The 16,293-nt window shown below is 63.6% G+C and carries 11 protein-coding genes; 7 read left to right on the top strand and 4 right to left on the bottom strand.

Annotated elements, in window-relative coordinates; translation table 11 throughout:
* Window positions 1-2,190, bottom strand: a 2,190-nt coding sequence (gene aceE, locus VGH41_RS08860; RefSeq protein ID WP_331597006.1) for a pyruvate dehydrogenase (acetyl-transferring), homodimeric type, incomplete at its 3' end; no start/stop codon positions are given.
* Between the two features lie 273 nt (window positions 2,191-2,463).
* Here aceE and fixL point away from each other — a divergent pair.
* The 5 genes from fixL to folD all read left to right on the top strand — a co-directional run bounded on the left by fixL (window position 2,464) and on the right by folD (window position 9,522).
* Complete coding sequence (fixL, locus tag VGH41_RS08855; RefSeq protein ID WP_331597007.1) at window positions 2,464-4,977, top strand: oxygen sensor histidine kinase FixL; 2,514 nt, start codon at window positions 2,464-2,466, stop codon at window positions 4,975-4,977.
* Window positions 4,974-5,618: an oxygen response regulator transcription factor FixJ gene (gene fixJ, locus VGH41_RS08850; RefSeq protein WP_117336736.1), complete on the top strand. Its 645-nt coding sequence runs from the start codon at window positions 4,974-4,976 to the stop codon at window positions 5,616-5,618. Before fixL ends, fixJ begins: the two co-directional genes overlap by 4 nt.
* A 542-nt stretch (window positions 5,619-6,160) precedes the next feature.
* Window positions 6,161-7,447, top strand: coding sequence for a DUF3300 domain-containing protein (locus VGH41_RS08845; RefSeq protein ID WP_331597005.1), 1,287 nt, complete (start codon window positions 6,161-6,163; stop codon window positions 7,445-7,447).
* A gap of 20 nt (window positions 7,448-7,467) precedes the next feature.
* On the top strand, window positions 7,468-8,409 hold the full coding sequence (locus VGH41_RS08840; protein ID WP_331597004.1) for a DUF2950 domain-containing protein: 942 nt from the start codon (window positions 7,468-7,470) through the stop codon (window positions 8,407-8,409).
* Window positions 8,410-8,664: 255 nt separating this feature from the next.
* Window positions 8,665-9,522: a bifunctional methylenetetrahydrofolate dehydrogenase/methenyltetrahydrofolate cyclohydrolase FolD gene (gene folD / locus VGH41_RS08835; protein WP_331597003.1), complete on the top strand. Its 858-nt coding sequence runs from the start codon at window positions 8,665-8,667 to the stop codon at window positions 9,520-9,522.
* A 56-nt stretch (window positions 9,523-9,578) separates the two neighbouring features.
* On the opposite strand, the gene VGH41_RS08830 is transcribed toward folD, so the two are convergent.
* Complete coding sequence (locus tag VGH41_RS08830; protein WP_331597002.1) at window positions 9,579-10,682, bottom strand: acyltransferase; 1,104 nt, start codon at window positions 10,680-10,682, stop codon at window positions 9,579-9,581.
* A gap of 289 nt (window positions 10,683-10,971) precedes the next feature.
* On the opposite strand from VGH41_RS08830, the gene VGH41_RS08825 reads away from it, so the two are divergent.
* On the top strand, window positions 10,972-13,074 hold the full coding sequence (locus tag VGH41_RS08825) for a M3 family metallopeptidase (RefSeq protein WP_331597001.1): 2,103 nt from the start codon (window positions 10,972-10,974) through the stop codon (window positions 13,072-13,074).
* 109 nt (window positions 13,075-13,183) lie between these two features.
* Here VGH41_RS08825 and VGH41_RS08820 read toward each other — a convergent pair whose 3' ends face one another.
* Window positions 13,184-14,473 carry an amidohydrolase family protein gene (locus tag VGH41_RS08820; RefSeq protein WP_331597000.1) on the bottom strand — a complete coding sequence of 430 codons (1,290 nt, stop codon included), beginning with the start codon at window positions 14,471-14,473 and terminating at the stop codon, window positions 13,184-13,186.
* A 248-nt stretch (window positions 14,474-14,721) separates the two neighbouring features.
* Between VGH41_RS08820 and VGH41_RS08815 the strand changes: the two genes are divergently transcribed.
* Window positions 14,722-15,420 carry an aspartate/glutamate racemase family protein gene (locus VGH41_RS08815; protein ID WP_331596999.1) on the top strand — a complete coding sequence of 233 codons (699 nt, stop codon included), beginning with the start codon at window positions 14,722-14,724 and terminating at the stop codon, window positions 15,418-15,420.
* A gap of 2 nt (window positions 15,421-15,422) precedes the next feature.
* Here VGH41_RS08815 and VGH41_RS08810 read toward each other — a convergent pair.
* Window positions 15,423-16,293 (bottom strand): AAA-associated domain-containing protein (locus VGH41_RS08810; RefSeq protein WP_331596998.1); only part of this gene is annotated, 871 nt, incomplete at its 5' end.

Below are 16,293 nucleotides of genomic sequence, written 5' to 3'. Positions count from 1 at the left end.
CGCTTCGGCCTTCCTGAAGGAATACATGCCCTTGATGATGTCCGCGGCTACGCTATCGCCCTGCGGAATCGCCGGGTGCTCGTAGTTCTCGTTCATCACCGTGACGTAGTAGTACACGTCTTCCTGCTCCGCGACCATGCGGCGCAGACCGTCCTGCATGATGACGGCGAGTTCGTAACCGAAGGTCGGGTCATAGCTGATGCAGTTCGGCACCGAAGCCGCCCACAGCAGCGAGTGGCCGTCTTCGTGTTGCAGGCCTTCGCCGTTCAGCGTCGTGCGGCCCGCGGTGCCGCCCAGCAGGAAGCCGCGCGAGCGCATGTCGCCCGCGGCCCATGCCAGGTCGCCGATGCGCTGGAAGCCGAACATCGAATAGAAGATGTAGAACGGGATCATGATCTCGCCGTGCGTCGAGTACGACGTCGCAGCGGCGATCCAGTCCGACATACCACCGGCTTCGTTGATGCCTTCCTGGAGGATCTGACCGGTTTCCGATTCACGGTAGAACATCAGCTGGTCGGAATCTTCCGGCACGTACTTCTGGCCTTCCTGATACCAGATACCGATCTGACGGAACAGGCCTTCCATACCGAAGCTACGCGACTCGTCCGGCACGATCGGCACGATGCGCTTACCAAGCGCCTTGTCCTTCAGCAGGATGTTGAGAATCCGCACGAACGCCATCGTCGTGGAGATCTCACGGCCTTCGCCGGTGCCCTTCAGGAGCGGCTCGAACGCGGAGAGTGCCGGCACCGGCAGCGACTCGGCCTTCTGACGGCGCGCCGGCAGATAACCGCCCAGGTCCTGGCGGCGAGCGCGCATGTACTCGAGTTCTTTCGAACCTTCTTCGAACTTGAGGTACGGCACGTTCACGATATCTTCGTCGGAGATCGGCAGGCGGAACTGGTCGCGGAATTTCTTCAGCTGATCCACGTGCAGCTTTTTCTGCTGGTGGGTGATGTTCATCGCCTGACCGGCTTCGCCCATGCCGTAGCCCTTGATCGTCTTCGCGAGGATGACGGTCGGCTGGCCCTTGGCATTGGACGCTTCCTTGAAGGCCGCATAAATCTTGTGCGGATCGTGGCCGCCGCGATTCAGATTCCACACGTCCTCGTCGGACCAGTCGGCGACCAGCGCCTTCAGTTCCGGCGTATTGAAGAAGTGTTCACGCACGAACGCACCGGATTCCGACTTGTACGTCTGATACTCGCCGTCCACGACTTCCATCATCCGGCGCATCAGCGCGCCCGACTTGTCGCGCTGGAACAGCGCATCCCAACGGCTGCCCCAGATGACCTTGATGACGTTCCAGCCGGCGCCGCGGAATTCGCTTTCGAGTTCCTGGATGATCTTGCCGTTACCGCGCACCGGACCGTCGAGGCGCTGCAGGTTGCAGTTGATCACGAACACCAGGTTGTCGAGCCGTTCGCGACCGGCCATGCCGATTGCGCCGAGCGATTCCGGTTCGTCCGTTTCGCCGTCGCCGAGGAAGGCCCAGACCTTGCGGCCTTCGGTCTTCGCGATGCCGCGCGCCTGCAGGTACTTCATGAAACGGGCTTGATAGATCGCCATGATCGGGCCGAGACCCATCGAGACGGTCGGGAACTGCCAGAAGTCCGGCATCAGCCACGGGTGCGGATACGACGAGATGCCCTCGCCGCCCACTTCCTGACGGAAGTTGTCGAGCTGGTTTTCGCTCAAGCGGCCGAGCAGGAACGCGCGCGAGTAGACACCCGGCGACGAGTGGCCCTGCACGAACACGAGGTCGCCGCCATGCTCAGCCGACGGGGCGTGCCAGAAGTGGTTGTAGCCGACGTCGTACAGCGTGGCCGCCGACGCGAACGAAGCGATGTGGCCGCCGACGTTGGTGTCCTTGCCCGCGCGCAGCACCATGGCAATGGCGTTCCAGCGGGTGTACGAGCGGATGCGGTGTTCGATGTCCTGGTCGCCGGGGATGGGCGCCTGACGCGACACGGGAATCGTGTTGATGTACGGGGTGTTGGCGGAGAACGGCAGATGTTCGCCGTGTACGCGAGCAAATTCGATTTGCTTTTCGATCAGGTAGTGGGCGCGATCGGGGCCCACAGCAGAAATCACGCCATCCAGCGCTTCCAGCCATTCGCCGGTTTCCTGGGGATCGTCGTCTTTCTCAGCGGCGACATATTTCATGACTTCGTCGGGTACAGCGGACATGCTCGTCTCCTGGGAATAAGGAACGCTCTTTGAACAGACGACGCGGACGAGTACGGCCGCGGCAGCTTCGGCCGATTGTAATAAGGCGCTCATCGTCTGTGCAACAAAATTTTCGAATTACGAGATCGTTTCTCATAATGCGAAAAATTGTTGCGGCGCACCCTGGTTTGACTGCCCATCGGCGGATACGTCGGCTAGTTTGCTCCGATTAGCGCGACTTTCAGCGCTTTTTTGCGCCATTTGCTAGCCACACGCTGCGCTACAATGCCAGCCATGTTGACCGAACGGCTTTTCGCACGCTCGGCGCGGCCCGCCCGAACGACGGCGGATTCGTCGCCGTCCCGCTGGCACCATGGACCATGGTGGTCGAATTCCTATTTGCTCACGCCGCTCCTGTCGATCCTGGTGTTTCTGGTCGTCATGAGCCTGATCCTGTGGAGTCTGAACCGGCGCGAGCAACAGCAACAGGAAGACACGCTTTACCGCAACGTGGCGTGGGCACAGCAACAAATACGCCTGTCGATGACGGGCGCCCAGGAACAGATCCAGGCGCTCGCCCGCGATCTGGTCGCGGGCCACGCGGATCCCCATTCTTTCCAGGTGTCGACCACGGACATCATGCAGGGGCATCCCGAAATCCTCTACATGAACTGGTACACGGCCCAGCAGCAGCCGCGCTGGCCCAATACGGCGCTGCCGGTGTTCGGCCAGCGCCTCGCCCGGCCGAGCGACGAACAGATGAACGAGGCCGTCAAGGCCGCCTTCAACGAGGCGCGCACTTCGCGCCGCCAGGTGTACTCGCCGCTGATTTATGACGACCTCGGCAACGGCTATCTGACGCTGCAGACGCCGGTATATCGCGACCGCGAATTTCTCGGCACGGTGGCCGCGGTGTTCTCCATCGAAGGGATCCTCAAGCACGACATTCCGCCGGAGCTGTCGGCGAAATACAAGATTTCGATCATCGACCTGAACAACCGCGAGCTCGCCACCACGTCGACCCGCCCGCGCCTGCCGCGCGACGCGTTTTACGACCTGCCGCTCGACCCGCCGGGCCAGGGCGTCTCGGTGCGCGTCTACGCGTTCCCGCAGATGACCAACTTCACGAACAACACGCTCGTGTGGCTGGTCGCCGGGCTGTCGTGCTTCGTGCTGTGGAGCTTGTGGAGCCTGTGGAAACACACCCGGCAGCGCTTCGAAGCGCAGCAGGCGCTGTACGCGGAAGCCTTCTTCCGCCGCGCGATGGAAAACTCCGTGCTGATCGGCATGCGCGTGCTCGACATGCATGGGCGTATCACCCACGTCAATCCGGCCTTTTGCCGCATGACCGGCTGGGACGAGAGCGACCTCGTCGGCAAAAACGCGCCGTTCCCGTACTGGCCGCGCGACGCCTACCCCGAGATGCAGCGCCAGCTCGACATGACGCTGCGTGGCAAGGCGCCTTCGTCGGGCTTCGAGCTGCGCGTGCGGCGCAAAGACGGTTCACTGTTCCATGCGCGGCTTTATGTGTCGCCGCTGATCGACAGCTCGGGGCGTCAGACCGGCTGGATGTCGTCGATGACCGACATCACCGAACCGAAACGTGCGCGCGAAGAGCTGGCCGCCGCGCATGAGCGCTTCACCACCGTGCTCGAAAGCCTCGACGCCGCCGTGTCCGTGCTGGCCGCAGACGAAGCCGAGCTGCTGTTCGCCAACCGCTACTACCGCCATCTGTTCGGGATTCGCCCGGACGGCCATCTGGAACTGGCGGGCGGCGGCTTCGACAGCGCGGACGCGTCATCCGATTCGATCGACATGGTCGACGCCTACGCCGGCCTGCCCGCCGCTGCCTTGACTGAAAGCGCCGCCGACGCGCAGGAAGTCTATGTGCAAGGCATCCAGAAATGGTTCGAAGTGCGTCGCCAGTACATTCAATGGGTGGACGGCCATCTGGCGCAGATGCAGATCGCCACGGACATCACCACCCGCAAGCAGGCGCAGGAACTTGCCCGTCAGCAGGACGAGAAGCTGCAGTTCACCAGCCGCCTGATGACCATGGGCGAAATGGCCTCCTCGCTCGCACATGAGTTGAACCAGCCGCTCGCCGCTATCAATAACTATTGCTCCGGAACCGTAGCACTGGTTAAATCTGGGCGGACAACGCCTGACAATCTGCTGCCGGTGCTCGAAAAAACCGCCCAACAGGCGGTGCGGGCAGGCATGATCATCAAGCGGATCCGCGAATTCGTGAAGCGCAGCGAGCCGAAGCGCCAGGCCACCCGCGTCGCCGATATCGTGGCGGACGCCGTGGGCCTCGCGGAAATCGAGGCTCGCAAGCGCCGCATCCGGATCGTCACGGACCTGCGCTCGCGCCTGCCGGTGATCTACGTCGACCCGGTGCTGATCGAGCAGGTGCTGGTGAATTTGCTGAAAAACGCCGCCGAAGCCATGCATGACGCACGGCCCAATGCGGTGGACCCGGTCATTCGCGTGGTCGTGCGGCTGGAGAACGGCTTCGTGTGCATCAGCGTGGTCGATCAGGGTCCTGGAGTCGACGAAGCGACGGCCGAGCGTCTCTTCGAACCGTTTTACAGCACCAAGTCCGATGGTATGGGCATGGGGCTGAATATCTGCCGTTCGATTATCGAATCGCACCGCGGCCGCCTGTGGGTGGTGAACAACGTCGAATCTGACGGCCACATCACGGGTGCCACGTTCCATTGCAGTCTGCCAATTGGAGAGCCTGACGGCCCGAGCAACGGCGGGTCACAGGCGCCGACACCACAAACCGTTACGGGAGAGCTATGAACAGCCCAGTCACCACACAGGAAACTGTCTTTGTCGTCGACGACGACGAGGCCGTGAGAGATTCACTGCGCTGGCTGCTGGAGGCAAACGGCTACCGCGTGCAGTGCTTCTCCAGCGCCGAGCAGTTCATCGACGCGTGGCAGCCGCACACGCATCCGGGCCAGATTGCCTGCCTGATCCTCGACGTGCGGATGTCCGGCATGAGCGGGCTTGAGTTGCAGGAACGCCTGATCGCCGACAACGCGTCGCTGCCGATCATCTTCGTGACGGGCCACGGCGACGTGCCGATGGCGGTGTCGACGATGAAAAAAGGCGCGATGGACTTCATCGAAAAACCGTTCGACGAAGCCGAACTGCGCAAGCTCGTCGAGCGCATGCTCGACAAGGCGCGCAGCGAAAGCACCAGCGTGCAGCAGCAACGTGCCGCGGCGGAACGTCTGGGCAAGCTGACCGCGCGTGAGCATCAGGTGCTCGAGCGCATCATCGCCGGCCGTCTGAACAAGCAGATTGCCGACGACCTGGGCATCAGCATCAAGACCGTCGAGGCGCACCGCGCCAACATCATGGAAAAGCTCAACGTCAACACGGTCGCCGACCTGCTCCGACTCGCCTTGTCGAACAAGCCGAAAGAAGCACAATAAGCAGCATAAGCGTCGCCTCATTATCGTGCCGGGCGGACTTTCGGGTCCGGCCGGCACGCGCTCCACTTCCTTCCCGCTGTATTGCTTCCCCCACCGCGCCATACCCAACATAAAGCGCACTCGAATTTGAAGCCCATTCGAATTCCGCTTTGAGGCTTTCGCTTAATTAGCTATCCATAGCGTTTGGCATATCTTTCCCGGTCTGGCAATTCCGGTTTCTTTATTGAGCATAGCGAGACAATCAGCGGGATCATTAACCGCAATGTGGCATTTCTCCATATCGATTGACAGCCTCTGCTACGCCCCCTAATTTACAGGTACTGCCTCTCAGGAATTCACGGATGCCTGACGACCGCCGCGTAGACGTGATATCGCACAATCCGGCGCTTCGCTTTGCAGTGCCAATGGACGGCGAGGTTCGCGTATTCCGTGCGCTTGCCAATGCCACCCGCTGCTTCCTTCTTCGTGTCGCCGCGCAAGAGCCGCGCAGCATCCGCTGCACACTGGCCCTGCGCTTCTCAGCTAGCCGGGAGGGCTTCATCGTGAAACGATCCAGAGCACACCATTCGGGTGCGCTGCTTCTGTGTGCCGCGCTCGCCGGTACGCCACTCCTTATCGGCGCTGTGATGCCTTCGGCGGCGTATGCGCAAACCGCGGCGCCTCTGTCCAATCAGCAACTGGATTCGCTGACCGCGCCCATCGCGCTTTATCCCGACGCGTTGCTCGCCCAGGTGCTGATGGCTTCAACCTTCGCGCAGGACGTGCAGGCCGCGGCCGCCTGGTCCAAAGCCAATCCCAATCTGAAGGGCGACGACGCCGTAAAGGCGGTCGCCTCCGAACCATGGGATCCGAGCGTGCAGTCGCTGGTGGCGTTTCCGCAGGTGTTGGCCACCATGGCATCGAAACCCGACTGGGTCACGCAGCTCGGCAATGCGTTTCTGGCCCAGCCGAATGACGTGATGGATTCGGTGCAACGCCTGCGCAAGCAGGCGCAGCAGGCGGGCAACCTGAAGACCACGGAACAGCAGAAGGTCGTGGTCGAGCAAAGCGCCATCCAGATCGTGCCGGCCAACCCGCAAGTGGTCTACGTGCCCACCTACAACCCGACCGTGGTGTACGGCACGTGGCCCTACCCTGCCTATCCGCCGGTCTACGTTCCGCCGCCGCCCGGTTATGCGATTGCGAGCGGCTTTGCCGCCGGCCTCGCGTTCGGCGCCGGTGTCGCCGTGGCGAATTCGCTGTGGGGCGGCTTCAACTGGAACAACCATGACGTCAACATCAACGTCAATCGCTACAACAACATCAATGTGAACAACCGGCTCAACGTGAACAGCAACACGACGAGCTGGAACCGCAATAGCAACGTCAATCGTAACAACGCGAATTTCAACCGCAACGCGAACCTCAATTCGAACCTCAACAACGCGCAACGTGACGCGTACCGGGGACGTGACGCGTCACGTGCGCAGGCAGAGCAAACCCTGCAGAACCGCACCGGGCAGAACGTGGGAGGCAATGCAAGCCAACGCTTTCAGGACATCCGCCAGGGCGGCAACGCCAATGCCGGCGACCTGCGCAACCGCGCGCAAAACGCGAATCGCGACAACGCGCTGCGCGGCGCAGGTGACGGCAACGCGGCGCGGCAGGACGCGCAACGCGGCCAGGCGAGCCGTGAAGCACTGTCGAACCGCTCCGGCGGCGCTGGCGGCTTCGGCGCGAACGGTGGCGGCCAGCAGCGCGGCGGCGGCTTCGGCGCAAACGGCGGCGGTCAACCACGCGGCGACAGGCCACGCGGTGGCGGTGAGCGCCATTTCGGCCGCGGCCGTTGAACGATCAAGAGGAGCCTCTGATGACTCGCTTTCCTGCACGCGGCGCGCTGCGCGCCCATCTCCTGAAGCTCGCCGTCAGCACCGGCACGGTATGCACGCTGCTTGCCGTGCCGGCCGCGCTGCTCAGCAGCCAGGCCGCGCACGCCCAGGCCGTCTACCCTACCGCCGACGACGCGGCCAAAGCCTTTGTCGACGCGCTCTCCAGCAACGATCATGAGGCCATGAAGCACGTCCTCGGCAGCGACTTTCCGCGCTTCATCCCCACGGCCGACATCGGCGAAGACGACATCTACCAGTTCCTCGGTGCCTGGTCGCAGGGACACCAGGTCGTCACGGACGCGTCAAAGCTCAACGGCCGTCCCGAGGCGCACCTCGCGGTCGGTACGAGCGGCTGGACCTTGCCGATTCCGCTCGTGCAAACCCCAGGCGGCTGGCGCTTCGACCCGCGCGCCGCGCAGGATGAGATGCTGACGCGCCGTATCGGCCGCAATGAACGGGCGGCAATGCTGACCTCGCTCGCCTACCTCGACGCGCAGCACGACTATCGCCAGCAGATGCAGCACTATGCGCAGCGCTTCGTCAGCACTTCCGGCCAGCGTGACGGCCTCTACTGGGTGAGCGCGCCGGGCGAGCCGGAAAGCCCGCTCGGGCCGCTGGCGGCGACGATGCCCAACGGTACGCTGCCCACCGAGGCCTATCACGGCTATCACTACCGGATTCTCACTGCGCAAGGATCGCATGCGAAAGGCGGCGCACAGAATTACGTGGAAGACGGCGTGATGACGAAGGGCTGCGGCCTGATTGCGTCACCGGCCGAGTATGGCAAGACGGGTGTCATGACCTTCATCGTCAACCAGGATGGCCAGGTTTATCAGAAGAATCTCGGACCGCAGACGGCGCACGCGGCAGCGGCGATCAAAACCTTCGACCCCGGCCCGACATGGCAGGCGGTTCAACCTTGAGCGGGTTGGGCGAGCGCGCGCGGCTCTGAGCGATTGCGGCTTTTCCGCTGGCGCACGGCGCTGATGGGTGGTTGCTCCGCACGGGTGCCCGGCGAGGCCGCGACGGTATAATGGCGGACTTCGCAGCGGCGCGTTTTAGCACCGCGCGCTGTTCCGGATCCGAGCGGTCCTGCACAGAAGCGCCATCGAACGTGTCGCCATTCCCTTGTGCGCGCCGCCATGCCCCGCACCCGAACTGCCCAGACTCGACCGACCATGACAGCCAAACTGATCGACGGCAACGCCCTCTCCAAGACCTTGCGCGCCGACGTCGCGACGCGCGCCGCCGCCCTCACCGCTCGCGGCCACCAGCCGGGCCTCGCCGTGGTGCTGGTGGGCGACAATCCGGCCAGCGAAGTGTATGTGCGCAACAAGATCAAGGCCTGCGAGGACAACGGCCTGCATTCGTCGTACGACCGCTACCCGGCCACGCTGTCGGAAGCCGACCTGCTTGCGCGTATCGACGAACTGAACCGCGACCCGAAAATTCACGGCATCCTCGTGCAACTGCCGTTGCCTGCGCATATCGACAGCCACAAGGTGATCGAAGCCATCGCCCCGCACAAGGATGTCGACGGCTTTCACGTCGCCAATGCCGGCGCGTTGATGACCGGCAAGCCGCTGTTTCGCCCGTGCACGCCGTATGGCGTGATGAAGATGTTCGAGGCCCACGGCATCGATCTGAAGGGTGCGAATGCGGTGGTCATCGGCCGCTCGAATATCGTTGGCAAGCCGATGGCGCTGCTGCTGCTCGAGGCGGGCGCAACCGTCACGATCTGCCATAGCAAGACCCGCGATCTGGCCGCTCACACACGAACAGCGGACGTGGTGGTCGCCGCCACCGGCATGCGCAACATTCTGACCGCGGCGATGGTGAAGCCGGGCGCCACGGTCATCGACGTGGGCATGAATCGCGACGAAGCCGGCAAGCTGTGCGGCGACGTCGATTTCGCGGGCATCAAGGAAGTGGCCGGCTTTATCACGCCGGTGCCGGGCGGCGTCGGCCCGATGACGATCACAATGCTGCTCGTCAATACGATCGAAGCCGCCGAACGCGCCGCCGGCAACGCCTGACAGGATCGCCTGGACAGCGCCCCGCGCGGCCCGCCCGCTTTTGCGGGACGCAAAACCTAATCCGCCGCCATCGTCGCCACCGCCAACGGCCGCGGCGCACGCGCCAGCCGCCGCCGGCACCACATCAGCACCGGCCGCTCGACAAAGCGGCACGACAACGCGGCGCACAGCAGGATAAACGGCGCAGCAACCAGCACCGACACCTGATGACTCAGATGAGGAGCAATGCTCGCGACGCATTGCTGCATCATGAAGCCGTACAGGTAGATGCCGTACGAATAATCGTTGCGGGGCACGAAGCGGTGCAACAGCGGCGTCGTGCCGACCCACAGCACGCCGTACACGAAGGCTATGTAGAACAGCGGTTGGGCGCCGGCGGTGTCACGGAACACCAGAAAGACCATCATCAGTCCGATGGCCGCGAGGCCATGAATTTCGATTTCCTCGCGCCAGCCGTAAATCAGCATGCCGAGCAGAAAGAAGGGCTCCGGCCAGAACGAATAGCCGCCCGGCTTTTCGGCAAAATCGCGCCAGCTGACACCCAGATGCGGCACATGCAGCCGCAGCGCGAAAGCCGCAAGTCCCAGCGCCGCAGCCAGCAGCACGCCCCAGCGGTTCGACAGCAGGCCCAGCATGCCGGTGACCAGCACGATCAGATAGCAGCGCACTTCGAGCGGCAGCGTCCACAAGGGCGCACACACGTCATAGATGAAGCGGTTATGTTCGAACACGCCCGGCACGACCCAGCCTTGCTTGAGCACGATCGTGGAGAAATTGTCGAGGTTGGCCCAAGTCACGCCCGAGGCGAAATACTCGCGCAGCGGCAGGGTCGTGAACAGCGGTCCGATGATGAACACCGTCACCAGCGAGCCCCCCGCCACCGCGGGCCAGATGCGCGCAATGCGCAACGCGACGAAGCGCGGTGCCGAGCGCTGCCGGTCGAAGCTGGCGGTCACCAGCATGCCGCTTAGCAGAAAGAAGGCATAGACGCCGAACGCGCCGAAACCGTCGAAGCCGAGTGCGCCTTGCACCCAATCGGTGCTGCCGTCCGGCCACTGCAAGATGTACGAGTGCCCGTACACCACCGCGACGGCGGCAAGCAGCCGCACCAGGTCGAAATTGTTCCTGTTGCGCGAGAGTGCGTGCGAAAGCGGTTTCATGGATGACTCTCCCCGGTAGACGGCGCCGCCGGCCGGTTTTTCCACACCATTGCCGACGTCTGCCCACCATGCCGCACGGCAGCAAATCGCACCGTTCGCTCTCGCACAGAAGCGCCGGTCGAAGCGGCCTGCCCGCACTGTACAAGGCAGCGGACCACGCGAAAGCCGAACTTCTGCTAATTTCTTCCCTAGCCCAATTGGAATCGCAGCCTGCTGCCCCAATAATCACCGTACCGGGCGCCGCCACGAGCCGCGCCCGCCCATTCACCCGCGTCAGACAGGAAGCCTTATGTCCACTACTCATCCGGCCAACGACAACCCGCTCCTCGATTTCTCCGACCTGCCGCGCTTTGGCGAGATCCGCCCGGAACACGTCACCCCCGCCCTCGATGTGCTGCTCGCCAATGCGCAAGCCGCCGTCGAACGCGCCGCCGAACCCGTCACGCCAGCCTCGTGGAGCGACGTCGTCGAGCCCGTCGAGCGCGCCACCGAGCCGCTCTCGCGTGCGTGGGGCGTGGTCGGCCACCTGAACGCCGTGGCGGATACGCCTGAACTGCGTGCCGCCTACGGCGAAAACCTGCCGCGCGTCACCGAATTCTGGTCGAGCGTCGGGCAAAACCTCGCGCTATATGAGAAATACAAGGCACTCGCAGCGAGTAGCGACTTTTCGTCACTGACCGGCGAACGCAAGAAGATCCTCCATAACGCGCTGCGCGATTTCCGCCTGTCAGGCGCGGAACTGCCGGAAGACCAGAAGCCGCACTTCGCCGCATTGCAGGAGCGCCAGGCCGGTCTGTCGAAGGCGTTTTCGGATCACGTGCTGGACGCGACCAACGCGTACACCTATCTGGTCGCGGACAAGGCGGATCTGGCCGGTTTGCCGGAAGACGTGATCGAGGCCGCCGAAGAAGCCGCTGAACGCGACGGCAAGACCGGCTACAAGTTCACGCTGCACTTCCCGTCCTATTTTCCGGTGATGCAGTACGCGGAAAACCGCGCGATGCGCGAAGCGATGTACCGCGCCTACGTCACGCGCGCCTCGGAACTGGGCGCGACCTACGGCGGCGGTAAGGCCGAGTGGGACAACACCGCGAACGTCGCGGAGCAGCTCCAGCTGCGCGCCGAGGAAGCGCACATGCTCGGTTACCGGAATTTCGCCGAGGTGTCGCTCGCGCCGAAAATGGCCGAGTCGCCCGCGCAGGTCATGGCCTTCCTCGAAGACCTCGCCACCCGCGCACGCCCGCACGCCGAAAAGGACTGGAAGGAACTGCGCGAATTCGCCGCGAACGAGCTCGGCCTCACCGACCTGCAGCCCTGGGACATGACCTTCGCTGCCGAGCGTCTGCGTCAGCAGCGCTACTCGTTCTCGGAAAACGAGGTCAAGCAATACTTCCCGGAAGATATCGTGTTCAAGGGCCTGTTCAAGGTCACGGAAACCTTGTTCGACGTCAAGATCCGCCGCGACGAAGCGACCGTCTGGCATCCGGATGTGCGCTTCTTCCGCGTCGAGAATCAGGACGGCGGCCTCGTCGCGCAGTTCTACCTCGACCTGTACGCGCGCGAAGGCAAGCGCGGCGGAGCGTGGATGGACGACGCGCGCGCCCGTCACAAGCATGCGCATGGCGGCGTGCAAACACCGGTCGCCTATCTGACCTGTAACTTCTCGGCGCCGGTCGGCGGCAAACCGGCCTGCTTCACGCACGACGAAGTGATCACGCTGTTCCACGAGTTCGGCCATGGCCTGCATCACATGCTCACGCGCGTGGATGAGCTCGGCGTCTCGGGCATCAACGGCGTCGAATGGGATGCGGTGGAACTGCCGTCGCAGTTCATGGAGAACTTCTGCTGGGAGTGGGACGTGCTGAGCGACATGACCTCGCATGTCGAAACCGCCAGACCGTTGCCGCGCGAGCTGTTCGACAAGATGCTCGCCGCCAGGAACTTCCAGAGCGGCCTCACCACGGCACGACAGATCGTGTTCTCGATGTTCGATATGAAGCTGCATACCGACTTCGATCCATCCGGCGCAACGAGCGCGAACGACCTCGCCCGCGAAATCAACGAGCGCTTCCACGTCGTGCCGCAAGCGGCATTTTCGCGCTGGCCGAACACCTTCAGTCACATCTTCGCGGGCGGCTACGCGGCCGGCTACTACAGCTACAAGTGGGCCGAAGTGCTGTCCGCGGACGCGTATGCGGCGTTCGAAGAAGCGGCCGAGGCCGCGAGCGGCAGCGTGCTGGATGCGGCCACCGGCACACGGTATCGCAAGGAGATTCTGGAGGTGGGCGGCAGCCGCCCAGCTATGGAATCGTTCAAGGCGTTCCGTGGGCGTGAGCCGAATATCGATGCACTGCTGCGTCACAACGGTATGACACCGGCAACCACGCACTGAGCAACAGGCGCGCTGCGGCGCTGAGGTGTGGTGAAAGATAAAAACCGGTGCCCTGCTCACGCAGGCACCGGTTTTTTTATGCGCGCGTGCATCCGTGATGCCTGTTGTGTTATTCGCGCTGCAGTTTGAAGTCGATTTGCGCCGGACGCCCTTCCAGCGCAAGCGTCGCGCGCGCGGCAGGCGAGCGCGCGACCACTTTGCCGCGCCTGATCACCGCCAGCCTTGCCGCGCGCAAGCGGATGGCTTCAACCGGATCACGCGCGTCGAGCAGCACGCAATTGGCCTCACAGCCCGGCGCAATGCCGTAGCCCTCCAGACCGAGGATGCGTGCGGCATTGACCGTCACCGCGTCGAAACAGGCGTGCATCGCGTCGATGCCGGTCATCTGCGCGACGTGCAGGCCCATGTGCGCCACTTCGAGCATGTCTCCCGAGCCCAGGCTGTACCATGGGTCCATCACGCAGTCGTGGCCGAACGCGACGTTGATGCCCGCCGCCATCATCTCCGGCACCCGCGTCATGCCGCGACGCTTCGGATAGGTGTCGCTGCGGCCCTGCAGCGTGATGTTGATCAGCGGGTTGGCGATCGCCGCCACGCCTGACTCGCGCATCAGCGGCAGCAGCTTGCTGACGTAGTAGTTGTCCATCGAATGCATCGAGGTCAGATGCGAACCCGTCACGCGTCCATGCAGGCCTAGCCGGTGGGTCTGCGCCGCCAGCGTTTCGATGTGGCGCGAGAGTGGATCGTCGGATTCGTCGCAATGCATGTCGACGCGCAAGCCCTTCCCGGCCGCGTATTCGCACAGGACACGCACCGATTCCGCACCGTCGGCCATGGTCCGCTCGAAATGCGGAATGCCGCCTACGACGTCGACGCCCAGCGCGATGGCGCGCTTCAGGTTGTCGAAGGCACCCGGGCTGCGCAACACGCCGTCCTGCGGGAACGCGACCAGTTGCAGATCGAGATACGGCGCAACGCGGCGCTTCACTTCGAGCAACGCCTCGACGGCGAGCAGACGCGGATCGCACACGTCGACATGACTTCGAATTGCCAGCAGGCCACGCGCGACGGCCCAGTCGCAGTACTGCAGCGCGCGCTCGATCAACGCCTGCTGGGTCAGGTCGGGCTTGAGTTCGCCCCAGAGCGCAATACCTTCGAGCAGCGTCCCTGAGGCGTTGACGCGCGGCAGGCCGTACGACAGCGTCGCGTCCATATGGAAATGCGGATCCACGAAAGGCGGCGTGACGAGCGAGCCGGCAGCGTCGATTTCCTCTGCCGCGCTGGCGCTCAGATGCGGCTCGACGGCGACGATCCGGCCCGCTTCGATGCCGATATCGACCGGCCCCCGTTGCGGTGATGCACTGCGCGGCAAACTGGCACGACGGATGATCAGGTCCATGTCTCGCTCCTTTGGCTGAACTCGATTCTATCGGCGTCAGAAAGCGTGTGGGCCAGCATGTTGGATGGACGATCCCGGGTTCGGCCGGCATGCCTGCATTAAGCAACACAGCGACCAACCCAGCGGACGCGGTGCCGAAACCGGCCGGTCAGCCGTACTGGCGCAATCCCGCCGTTGCGTACCGCTGCAAACCACCCAGGCCAACCTATACTCGCAGCTGACGCAACACAACCGTGTGGGACAGCACCATGAAAACGATCGGTGTCATTGGCGGCATGAGCTGGGAATCGTCCACCGAGTACTACCGGCTGCTCAACCGCTACGCGAAGGCGCGCCTGGGCGGCCATCACAATGCGCGCAGCTTGATGCTGACCGTGGATTTCGCGCCCATCGAGGCGGATCAGCGGGCCGGCGACTGGAGCGCCCTCGGCGCGAAAATGGCGGATGCGGCGCGTCATCTGGAGCGCGGCGGCGCGGACCTCGTGATGCTCGCGACCAACACGATGCATCGCGTGTACGAGTCGATTGAGCAGGCGATCACGGTGCCGTTTCTGCACATCGCAGACCCGACCGGCAGCGCGCTACGCTCGGCGGGCATCGAGCGGGTCGGCTTGCTGGGCACCCGTTATACGATGGAGCAGGCGTTTTACACGGGACGGCTGCTCGAGCGCTACGCGCTCGATACGTTGATTCCCAACGAAGCCGATCGCGCCGACGTGCATCGGATCATCTACGACGAGTTGTGCCACGGCGTGGTCGACGGCAGGTCGCGGCAGGCGTACCAGCGCGTGATCGAAGATCTGAAGACACGCGGCGCGCAGGCGGTGATTCTCGGCTGCACGGAAATCACCCTGCTGGTCAAGCCAGAGGATTCCGTGCTACCGGTGTTCGACACGACCGCGCTGCATGCGCAGGCGGCGGTCGAGTGGGCGATCCGTCCGGACTGAAATCAGGACTCCACGTCTTCGAGACTGAAGAGTTCGCTCTGATCGTTATACGAGAAGATTTCGCCGTAGCGGCCCCAGTTGATCACGGCGTCGAGCGTCTCTTCCGCGGCGCTGTCCGACAGAACGTCTTCCAGCTCCTGCTCGAAGCGCACCCGCGGCGCGCGATGACCCGGCCGTTCGTTGAGCACCTTCTTGATTCGCGCGGCGAGCGGCACATGGCGCAGCAGATGTTCCGCGAACATCATCTTGCGCTCCTGAGTGCCTAACTCCGCAAACGCGCGTGCCGGCGAACTCAGCACGATGTCGCCTTCGTGCACTTCCGCAAAGCCCAGATGCTGCAGCACTTCGGCCACCGGGAACAGATCGTCTACTTCAAGATGCAGCGACCGGGCGATTTCCGGCATGTCGGCCCGGCCGTGGTACGGCGCGGCGGCGACCGTTTCGATCAGACCCGCCATCAGGTTGGTCGACACGTGCGGCAACCAGCTGCCCAGTTCGAGGCCCTTCTTACCGGTGTCGTCGGTCTGACGCGCGGTCATCTTCGCGTAGATGTCGTCGACAAGGCGCCGGAACGCCGGATCCAGCCGGTTACGCGGATGCTTGAACGGCACCTTGATTTCAGCAACGACACGGCCCGGATTCGACGACAGCACGAGGATGCGGTCGCACATGAACACCGCTTCCTCGATGTTGTGCGTGACGATCAGCACCGACTTGATGGGCATGCGGCCCTGCGTCCACAGATCCAGCAGATCGGTCCGCAGCGTCTCGGCGGTCAGCACGTCGAGCGCGGAGAACGGCTCGTCCATCAAGAGCAGCGTCGGGTCGACCACCAGCGCGCGCGCAAAACCCACCCGCTGGCGCATGCCGCCC

Origin of the sequence: Paraburkholderia sp., assembly GCF_036488795.1 — a bacterium.
Taxonomy (GTDB): Bacteria; Pseudomonadota; Gammaproteobacteria; order Burkholderiales; family Burkholderiaceae; genus Paraburkholderia.
Note: the sequence above shows the minus strand (reverse complement) of the source record. Positions and strands in the feature narration are given on the sequence as shown.